6 protein-coding genes, 2 tRNA genes and 1 pseudogene are annotated in these 9,958 nt (G+C 67.7%); 5 read left to right on the top strand and 4 right to left on the bottom strand.

What is annotated here, in order from left to right; translation table 11 throughout:
• The 3 genes from U9983_RS24090 to U9983_RS24080 all read left to right on the top strand — a co-directional run.
• Nucleotides 1-2,567, top strand: a 2,567-nt coding sequence (locus tag U9983_RS24090; protein WP_322756202.1) for a type I polyketide synthase, incomplete at its 5' end; no start/stop codon positions are given.
• A 7-nt stretch (nucleotides 2,568-2,574) separates the two neighbouring features.
• Nucleotides 2,575-3,366 carry an arylamine N-acetyltransferase family protein gene (locus tag U9983_RS24085; protein ID WP_322756201.1) on the top strand — a complete coding sequence of 264 codons (792 nt, stop codon included), beginning with the start codon at nucleotides 2,575-2,577 and terminating at the stop codon, nucleotides 3,364-3,366.
• Nucleotides 3,367-3,595: 229 nt separating this feature from the next.
• Nucleotides 3,596-4,924: an aspartate aminotransferase family protein gene (locus U9983_RS24080; protein ID WP_322756200.1), complete on the top strand. Its 1,329-nt coding sequence runs from the start codon at nucleotides 3,596-3,598 to the stop codon at nucleotides 4,922-4,924.
• Between the two features lie 83 nt (nucleotides 4,925-5,007).
• Here the strand turns inward: U9983_RS24080 and U9983_RS24075 are convergent.
• Nucleotides 5,008-5,520: pseudogene (locus U9983_RS24075) on the bottom strand (RNA-guided endonuclease TnpB family protein); the annotation flags it as partial.
• A 140-nt stretch (nucleotides 5,521-5,660) separates the two neighbouring features.
• On the opposite strand from U9983_RS24075, the gene U9983_RS24070 reads away from it, so the two are divergent.
• Nucleotides 5,661-6,842, top strand: a complete 1,182-nt coding sequence (locus U9983_RS24070; protein ID WP_322756198.1) for a cytochrome P450 — start codon at nucleotides 5,661-5,663, stop codon at nucleotides 6,840-6,842.
• A gap of 249 nt (nucleotides 6,843-7,091) precedes the next feature.
• Here U9983_RS24070 and U9983_RS24065 read toward each other — a convergent pair.
• The 3 genes from U9983_RS24065 to U9983_RS24055 form a co-directional block, all read right to left on the bottom strand.
• Nucleotides 7,092-7,168: transfer RNA gene (locus U9983_RS24065), tRNA-Phe, on the bottom strand.
• Between the two features lie 90 nt (nucleotides 7,169-7,258).
• Nucleotides 7,259-7,333 (bottom strand) — tRNA-Asp (locus U9983_RS24060).
• A gap of 364 nt (nucleotides 7,334-7,697) precedes the next feature.
• Nucleotides 7,698-8,255, bottom strand: a complete 558-nt coding sequence (locus U9983_RS24055) for a hypothetical protein (RefSeq protein ID WP_322756197.1) — start codon at nucleotides 8,253-8,255, stop codon at nucleotides 7,698-7,700.
• A 222-nt stretch (nucleotides 8,256-8,477) separates the two neighbouring features.
• Between U9983_RS24055 and U9983_RS24050 the strand changes: the two genes are divergently transcribed.
• Nucleotides 8,478-9,958, top strand: a 1,481-nt coding sequence (locus U9983_RS24050; protein WP_322756196.1) for an alkaline phosphatase family protein, incomplete at its 3' end; no start/stop codon positions are given.

The raw sequence follows: 9,958 nt of genomic DNA, 5'->3' as shown, positions 1-9,958 counted from the left end.
CCGAGGACGCCGCGAGGCCGGTCGCAGAAATCCCGGCAGGTGTGCGCCTGACCGATCACCCGCTGCTGGACGCGGTGGTGGACGTCGCCGGCGTGGCCGGGCAGGCGTTCGTCTCCCGGTTGTCGGTGGCTCGGCAGCCCTGGCTCGCTGATCACGTCGTGGCCGGTTCCGTCGTGGTGCCGGGAGTGACACTGGTCGAGCTCGCCCTGCGCGCGGGCGAGGAACTCGGCTGCGAGGAACTCGCCGAGCTGGTCATCGAGGCACCGATCGTGCTGCCCCCCGAGGGCGAGGTGCAGGTCCAACTGGTGGCCGGTGAGCTCGATGGGACCGGTCGACGGGAGATCACCGTGTACGGCCGGGCGAACGACACGACGGTGTGGGCCCGGCACGCGACCGGCTTTCTCGGCTTGGGTACGAGCTGTTCGGCGTTCGACGGACGGCCGTGGCCACCCGAGGATGCCGCCCCCCTGGATGTCAGCACTCTCTACGACGGCGACACGGGTTCGTTCGCCTTCGGCCCGGCATTCCGTGGCCTGCAGGCGGCCTGGACCCGCGGTGAGGAGGTCTTCGCGGAAGTGGTCGCTCCGCCGGAAATAGGCGACGCGGCACGGTATGGCCTGCATCCGGCGGTCATGGACGCCGCCATGCATCCCTACGCGCTGTTGGACCTGTCTGTGAAGGCTGGTCTGCCCTTGGCATGGACCGGAGTCACCCGGCAGGCGCGGGGTGCGTCACGCCTGCGGGTACGGATGACTCCGACCGGGCCCGACCGCGCGGCGGTGGCGATCGCCGACGACCGGGGCGCCCCGGTGATGACCGTCGGCTCGCTGGTCGTGCGGCCGTTCTCCGCCGGGCAGCTCGGCATCCCGCCGACTGCGCTGCGCGACTCGCTGTACGAACTTGTCTGGGCGAGGGTGCCCAACGCGGACCAAGCGCGGCCCGCGTCCATCGCGGTAGTGGGCGATCCGGTGGCGACTCCCGGCGCCGCGCGCGTGGTGGCCGGTCTGGCCGAGCTCCCCGAGGACCAGACGCCGGAGCTGATCGTCGTCGCCGCACCCAGCGGGTCCGCCGTGGATGGGGGACCGGGCGTGGCGGCGCCGCTCTCGGCACAGTCCCTCGTGGCGACCTGCCGCATGCTGGAGCTGGTCCAGGAGTTTCTGGCCGCACCGCGGTGGGCCTCGTCCCGCCTCGTCGTTCTGACCCGGGGTGCGGTCGCCGTGGCTCCCGGCGAGGCATCGGTCGATCCGGCTGCTGCCGCGGTGTGGGGTTTGCTGAGGTCGGTACAGTCCGAACAGCCCGGCCGGGTCGTGCTGATCGACCACGACCTTGAAGAGGTGTCCCCGGCGATGCTTGCCCGGGTGATCCCCAGTGACCGAACGCAGTGGGCAATCCGTGCGGGGGAGGTCCTGGCGCCCCGCCTGAGCAGGCTGACGCAAGCGGATTCTGCTGCCACGAAGCCCTGGAACCCCGAGGGCACTGTACTGATCACTGGCGGCACGGGAACGCTGGGCGGGTTGATGGCCCGGCACGTCGTGTCCGAGTACGGAGTCCGGCATGTGCTTCTGGTCTCCCGGGGTGGCCGGCAGGCCGCCGGTGCCGCCGAGCTCGAAACGGATCTGGCCGCTCTCGGTGCCACGGTCACGATCAGGGCCTGCGACGTCGCGGACCGGAAGGAGCTGGCCCGGGTACTGGCGGAGATTCCGCCCGCTCATCCGTTGACCGCCGTGGTCCATACGGCCGGGGTAGTCGACGATGGCGTCATCGAGGCGTTGACGCCCGAGCGGGTGGAGGCGGTGTTCCGGCCGAAAGTCGATGCCGCGTGTCACCTGCATGACCTCACGCGGGAGGAGGACCTGGCCGCTTTCGTGCTGTTCTCCTCGGCTTCCGGTCTCTTCGGCGGCGCGGGGCAGGGGAACTACTCGGCAGCCAACGCGTTCTTGGACGGCCTGGCACACCGGCGCAGGGCCGAAGGGCTGCCCGCGCTGTCGGTGGCCTGGGGGCTGTGGGCGCCGACCAGCGGCATCACCGCCCATCTCACCGACGACGATCTGCGGCGCATCCATAACCGTGGCATGCTCGCGCTCCCAGCGCAGGACGCGTTGAGCCTGTTCGACGCCGCCTGCGGCACCGGCCGGGCCACAGCGCTCGCGGTGAACCTGGACCTGCCGGCTCTGCGTGAGCGAACGGGTGACGGCTCGATCCATCCGCTGCTGCGCGACCTCGTCGGAGCGGTACCCCGCGTGGAACCGCCCGTCGCGTCCTGGCCCGACCGGTTGGGCGAGCTGTCGGCCACAGAACAGTTGACCACGCTCGTCGATCTGGTGCGCGCTGAAACCGCCGAAGTACTCGGCCACTCGTCGCCTGCCGGAATCGACGAAGACCAGGCATTTTGGGACATCGGGTTCGATTCGCTGACCGCGCTCGAACTGCGGACCCGGCTGACCGCCGTGACCGGAACCCCCCTACCGCCAACCCTGGTCTTCGACCTGATCACCCCGGTCGCCGTGGCGGAGTTCCTGCGGACAGAACTCCTCCCAGCCGGGGCCGAATACGAAACCGGAGTGTGACACCGCGATGTTCGACGTCGAAAAGTACCTGTCCCGACTCGGCTACTCGGGCCCGGCGGAGCCCACCGCAGCGGTACTGCGCGCACTGCACAAGAGCCATTTAATGACAATTCCCTATGACATCGGGCGAATGCCCCTTGTGGAATCCCCCTCCCATAATCTAGCCCGAATCGACCTCGACCAGCGCTTCGAGGACATCGTCATCGGTGGCCGGGGTGCCTACTGTTTCGCCCTCAACGGCCTGTTCCGCGCCCTGCTCACCGAACTCGGGTTTGACGTACTGCGCATCTCGGCGACTGTGAACCTTGGCGCGACCTACAGCCCCGACCGCTTGCACCTGTTCACCGGCGTCCGGCTGGACGGGGAGAACTTCCTCGCCGACGTCGGATATTCCGGGCCTTCGTTCCTCGAACCCATTCGCCTGGTCGAGGAGGTGCAGGAGCAGTACGGCTGCTCTTTCCAGCTGTCTGCGGACGAGGCCCAGTGGACACTGCGGCGGAAGGCGCGAAACGGAACCTGGCGCGATCTCTACAGGTTCGTCTTCCAGGACCGAGATATACAATACTGGGACGGGTTTTCGAGTGTTCTCTCGGCCTTTGCCAGCGAGTCGGATGCGGCTGGAACGGAAATCTACTGCCGGGCCACCGAAAACGGGCACCGCTCGCTGATCGGGAAGCGGTATATCGAGATCGTCGACGGCGTGGAGACTATGCGCGCGCTGGTGCAGCCAGCCGAATACCGGGCGGTGCTGGAGTCCGTGCTCGGCGGTCGGCCGGACCACGGAACCCCGCCCGAATGACCTGTTCCTCCCGCCGATTCCCCCGGTTCATTCCCCCCCCGGTTCAATCCATCCGGTTCAAACGCTGCACCGAGGTATGACGCGACGGCGACGAGGCGCTGTCGAAGCGGACCGCTGTTCCCGCGCCCCGTCGCCCCTACCACCCACGTGTCCATAACACCGTCGTCCGTCGCCTGCCTTACCGCTCATCCGTTCCCCGTATGCCGACGCACCGATTGGAGCATGTTCCATGAGAAAGACATCCCAGGCCACTGCCGTGATGGACAACGCGCTTTCCTTGGAGGCGAGCAAAAAGGTCATCGCCGGTGGTGGCAGCAGCAACATGCGCAACTTCGGCATAATCACCCCCCTCGTGCTCGACCGCGCCTCGGGCAGTCGCATCTGGGACGTGGAAGGCAATGACCTCATAGATGTCAACATGGGGTACGGGCCTCATCTGCTCGGCTACGCCGATCCCGACATCATGGGGGCGGTCGCCGCACAGCTGTCGTTGGGCGCTGTCACCGGCATCCCCCACCGGCTCGACCACCAGGCCGGGGAACTCGTCGCTGCCATCGTCCCGTCGATCGATCAGGTACGATTCGCCAACTCCGGTACAGAGGCCATCACTTCGGCGCTGCGGCTGGCGCGATTCGTCACCGGCCGCACTCTCGTGATCACGTTTGATGGTCATTACCATGGCTGGAGTGAGACCGTTCTACGCAAGGCCGCGATCACTAACGACGGCCAGAACACACAAGAGACACTTCCGGGCGCCCCCGGCATGATCCCCGAAGCTCTGGCCCACACTCTCCAGCTGCCCTGGAACGATCCCACGGCGCTGGAGCGCGCCTTTGCCGAGCACGGCGACCGCGTTGCTGCCGTCATCCTCGAACCCGTCTGTGCCAACGCGGGGGTGGTGCCCCCGGCGCCGGGATTCCTCGCACACGTGGCCGGCCTGACACGCCGGAACGGGGCTGTTCTCGTCTTCGACGAGGTGATCACCGGATTCCGCGTCGATCTCGGGGGTGCACAGCGCAAGTACGGCATCCAGCCAGACCTGACCATCCTGTCCAAGGTTCTCGGCGGGGGGTTCCCCGTGGCCGCCTTCGGCGGGGGCAGGGACATCATGGCTCCGCTCGCTCGCAACGAGGCCTTCCATGCGGGTGTTTACGCCGGTAACCACGCCGCGATCAGTGCGGTGGTGGCCACTCTCGGCAAACTCCAGGCCGACCCGTTGCTGTACGACCGGCTTGAGGACGAGTGCGCGGACTTCGAGAATGCCCTGAGGTTGGCTTTCGCGGAAGCCGGGCGTCATGTTCGCATCGCACGCGTCGGATCTGTGATGTCCGTCGCGCTGCTGACTGAAGCCCCCGGGACGGACGCCGAGTGTCACGCCTTGGTCAGCCGGACGGACTTCGCGGCGCACCGTCGGCTGCAAACTCTGTGCCAGGACGCGGGCGTCTACTTCCACCCCAACCCGCTGGAGCCCTGGTTCCTCAGTACGGCCCACACCCGGGCCGATCTCGCTCACGTCGTAGACGTGATCAGCCGGTCGCTGGCCGAGCCACCGACTTGACGTTCTCCCGCCTAAAGGCGGGAGATTCCACGGGTCGCCCCGTGGGTTTCCGGCTTCGTCGCTGACTGCCCGCCCGGAGTTCTTCATTGAGGTCTTACACCAGCTCCACAGGCCGACACCGTCCGTCCGACGGCCAGAAGGTTTTTCGCGGCGTTCACGTCGCGATCGTGGGTTGTGCCGCAGTCGCACGTCCAGGTGCACACGTGCAGCGGCATCGCCCGGGCGAGAGTGCCGCAGTTCGAGCACAGCTTGGAGGAGGGGAAGAAGTGGTCGACCGCAATCACTTCCCACCCGTACCAGGCGGCCTTGTACTCCAGCATGCTCCGGAACTCGCTCCATGCCGCGTCGCTGATGGCGCGGGCCAGGCTCCGGTTCTTGACCATGTTACGCACGGTCAGGTCCTCGATCACGAGCGTTTGGTTCTCACGCACGAGACGAGTAGTCAGCTTGTGCAGCATGTCACGCTTGCGGTCGGCGATCCGGACGTGGATCTTGGCGACCTTGTGCCGGGCCTTGGCCCGGTTCGCGCCGTCGCCCTTGGCCTTCCGCGACAACTCCCGCTGGGCACGGGCGAGCCTGGCCCGGTCCCGGCGTTCACACCAACCAGTGACCGCCTGCGGGCCGTGGGTCGTGGACGCTGTTTCGCCGTGACGACGAAACGGCTCCCCGTGCCCTGCTCCGCAGGAGTCCGTTTCCTCTCCGCCGTAAACGACGGAGTATCCACGGAGGAATCCTGATGACCCCTCACCCTGCTCTGCCCACCCTGCGCCCGCTGCTCGACCCGTCGCCCGAGTACGCCAAGTGGCGTGCCGAGGGGCCGATCCGGCGGGTGACGGTCTGGGGCGACAACAGCCCCTGGCTGGTCACCCGGCACGAGGACGCCCGCGCAGTCCTCGCCGACCCGCGTTTCAGCGCAGACACGACCCGCGACGGCTTCCCCGGCATCCGGCCGCAGTCGCTGCCGCCTGCGCCGGGCGAGTTCTTCATGATGGACCCGCCCGACCACACCCGTCTGCGTCGCGTCCTGATGCCCGACTTCACCCTCCGTCGCATCGAGCAGCTGAGGCCTGCCATCGCCCGGAACTGCGGCGAGCTGCTCGACACGATGACGGCGGACGGGGGCACGAGCGCCGACCTGGTCGAGTCGTACGCCCTGCCGCTGCCGTCTCTCGTCATCTGCGAGCTGCTCGGGGTGCCGTACGAGGACCACGACTTCTTCCAGCATCAGGCGAGGTCGATAATCAGTGCCGCCTCCGGGCCGGAGGAGATGATGGCCGCCCGCACGGCCCTCTTCACGTACCTGGGTGAACTGCTCGCGTGGCGGACCCGGGAGCCCGCTGACGATCTCGTCTCGCGTCTCGCGCGGGACCGGGTGGCGACCGGCGAGGTGAGCGCGCCCGAGGCCGTCGGCATCGCCTCGACGCTGCTGGTCGCGGGTTACGAGACGACCGCGAACATGTTCCCGCTCGCGGTCGTGGCCCTGCTGCGCCACCCCGAACAGCTCGCCGCCCTGCGCGCGGACCCCGGCCTGTGGCCCGGGGCGGTGGAGGAGTTACTGCGTCACCTGACCGTCTCGCCGGATCTGCGGCGGATCGCCACCGAGGACGCGGAGATTGCGGGCGTCCACATCCGCGCGGGCGAGGGCGTGATCGTGGCGGTCCAGGCCGCCAACCGCGACCCGGCCGCCTTCGCCGACCCCGACGCCCTGGACGTCGGCCGCAGCACCACCGGCCATCTGGCCTTCGGTCACGGACTGCACCAGTGCATCGGCCAGTCCTTCGCCCGCGCGGAACTCCAGATCGGCCTGCCCGCCCTCTTCGACCGCCTGCCGGGGCTGCGCCTGACCACACCGCCGGAGGACTTGGCGCTGACGATGAGCATAGTCCATGGGGTGCGATCGCTGCCGGTGAGCTGGTAGGGCGGGGCGGCTGTCCCAGCGGCCGACGGTCCTTGCCGACCACATGACAGGTCGGCAAGGACCGTCGGCTGATATGAGGAGAAGCGCGCAGCGCTTACCAAACTGAGTGACCGGCTGGGATGATGTCCCATGTGGCAGTAAACGAGAACGGCCGTGGGGTTCCACGGCCGTTGCCATATCTACTGCCATATAACGATCTTCAAACGAGCCAAGGGAGATCATCTTTATGATGAAACCGCAGATCAGCGATGGTGGGCAGGGGCGGGGTCGAACCGCCGACCTTCCGCTTTTCAGGCGGACGCTCGTACCGACTGAGCTACCTGCCCCGGTGCAACCATCCTGCCAAACACGGCCCAACCAGGTCGCTCCAACCGGCGAAATCAACATCATGCTGACATCAACCGGTGGTGCGAGCGCGGTCCTGACGGGATTCGAACCCGCGACCTCCGCCTTGACAGGGCGGCGTGAACTCCAGGCTTCACCACAGGACCATGCTGTGTGCTGTTCAATTGTATCACGATCTCGCTTGCGATGTTGTGCCTCTGTACGACCCTGCACCTGTGAGGCAGGGCATCCCATCCCTCAGACCCACCACCGCGCCTGGCTGGCGGGGGCTTCGCTCAGGAGTGCAACAGCAGCATACAGGATGGCGGGGCGGTCCGGGGTGGGTGGGCCTGACCGCACCTGCGCGCGGGCGGGGCACGCACGTCGCTGTGTCGTCGTCGGTCGACACCCACCACCTCCGGTGCCTCCCTCCTCGCACCTCGCGATCTACCCGCCCCGGCTCCGCTCCTTGATCCACACCCCTATTGCCCGGCTGTCCTACTCCGACCCTTTCCGGTCCCCACCGGTTGCCTACCCGGCTGGCGTCCCGCTAGAGCTGTCGGTGCCCGAGCCGTGACGACCATGCGGCATGTTGAGCGCTTCGTCGCCGGAGTGCAGCTTGTCGATCGTGGCTTTGCCGTTGACGGTGGTGGTGTTGAAGGTGACAGAATCGCCAACCTTCAGGTCGCTCAGTTGCGCTTCACCGTTCTTGTCGATGTCGCTGTCGCTGGTGACCGCGTATTCGGTCGTGCTGCTACTGGTCTTGATGGTTACCGATGCCGACCCGACCGCGGTCACGGTACCGGTCTGATCGAGGGCGCCACCGTGCCCGAAACCATGACCGTCGCCGTCGTTGTCCGGGGTGGTCTGGGTCGTCCCGGCTGATCCGCCCGGGCTCGGGCTCGGGGACGCCGCGGTGGCGCTGAGGGTGCCGCCCAGAATCGCTCCGGCCAGCACGCCGGCGCCGAGCAGCCCCGCCGCCTTGCCGAACCGACGTCGCTGCGGGGCCTGGTTCGTCGGGGATTCCGAGGACGGTGGGGATGGCGGTGTCGCCGCATCCCAGCCATGCCAGCCAGGCTGATCCGTCATGTCGTGCCTCCTCCTGTACCGCCACCGTGGCGGTACCTACTCAGCGTGGTAGGTCGGGCTGGGCACTACCTGACATCCGATTAGGAGAAGTTTAAGAGGTTGATGAAGGTCCGCTGAAACGTCTTTTCGTGTCCTGTTTACCTGAGAATCCTGCCCCGGTCGCTGTAGAGGTCTAGCAATGCGGAGGCACCCGGTGTGGCACCGGTTGCATAAGGAGGAACTGTGTCCCGCATTTTCCCGCGGTCGGCCGCCGCCGTTACGACCGGATTACTGGCCGCTGCCGTTATCGGTGGGGTGGCAGCCGCCGGCCCGGCTACTGCCACCGACAATCGTCACGGCCACGGGTCGACCCGACATGTGCTGTTGCTGTCCGTGGACGGCCTGCACCAGGCCGATCTGGAATGGTATGTCGCTCAGTATCCGGATTCAGCCCTTGCCCGCCTGGTCCACCGGGGTACCGAGTTCACCCGGGCGCAGACACCGGTGCCGTCGGACTCGTTCCCGGGTCTGATCGCGCAGGTGACCGGTGGGAACCCGGCCACGACCGGGATCTACTACGACGACACCTACAACTCGCAGCTGCTGCCGGCGGGAACGACATCCTGCGCGGGTGTCAAGGCCGGTACCGAGGTCAACTACACCGAGGGCCTCGACCGCGACCCGACCTCGATCGACGCCGGTGCGCACCTGCCGGGCCTGCCCGGCGGCATCCTCGCGCTGACCGCGACACCGCAGACGCTGATCAACCCGGCCCTGCTGCCGGTGGACCCGACCACCTGCATGCCGGTCTACCCGCATTCCTACCTCAAGGTGAACACCGTCTTCGAGGTGGCGCGGGCCGCCGGGCTGCGCACCGCATGGTCGGACAAGCACCCCGCATACGAGATCGTCAACGGGCCGTCCGGTACCGGCGTCCAGGACCTGTTCACCCCGGAGATCAACAGTACCGCGATCGGCTTCGCTTCCGGTGACTGGACCAAGGACAACGCCGCGACACAGCAGTACGACAGCTACAAGCTGCAGGCGGTCCTCAACGAGATCGACGGCTACGACCACAGCCGGACGACGAAGGTTGGTACGCCGGCCATCTTCGGGATGAACTTCCAGACCGTCTCCACCGCCGAGAAGCTGCCCCGCTCGGATGGTCTGACCGGCGGATACCTGCCCGGCGGCGTCACCCCCGGTCCGCTGCTCGCCCGCGCGCTGGGCTATGTCGACGCGAGCGTCGCCACGATCGTGGAGGAGATCCAGCGCCGCGGCCTGACCGGCAGCACCACGGTCATCCTGTCCGCGAAGCACGGCCAGTCGCCCACCGACCCGGCCGATCTCACCCGCGTCGCCGACGGACCGATCATCGACGGGTTGAACGCGGCATGGGCTGCGGGGCATCCCGGTGCGGCCCCGCTGGTGGCCTTCGCGGTCGATGACGACGTCCTGCAGTTCTGGCTCAGCGACACCTCGGCGGCGGCGACCGCGTTCGCCCGTACCTTCCTGCTCACCCACCCGGCGGCGGGCAAGGCGATCGACGGCACGCCCACCACGTTGGCCGCCTCGGGCCTCACGGCCGTCTACGCGGGGGACGGGGCAGCCGCGTTCTTCGGCACCCGTCCCGGTGACCCGCGCCATCCCGATGTCGTGGGTGTCGTGACGCACGGCGTCGTGTTCACCGGCGGCACCGGCAAGATCGCCGAACATGGCGGGTC

Source organism: Protofrankia sp. Cas3 (assembly GCF_963555955.1).
GTDB lineage: Bacteria > Actinomycetota > Actinomycetes > Frankiales > Frankiaceae > Protofrankia.
Note: the sequence above shows the minus strand (reverse complement) of the source record. Positions and strands in the feature narration are given on the sequence as shown.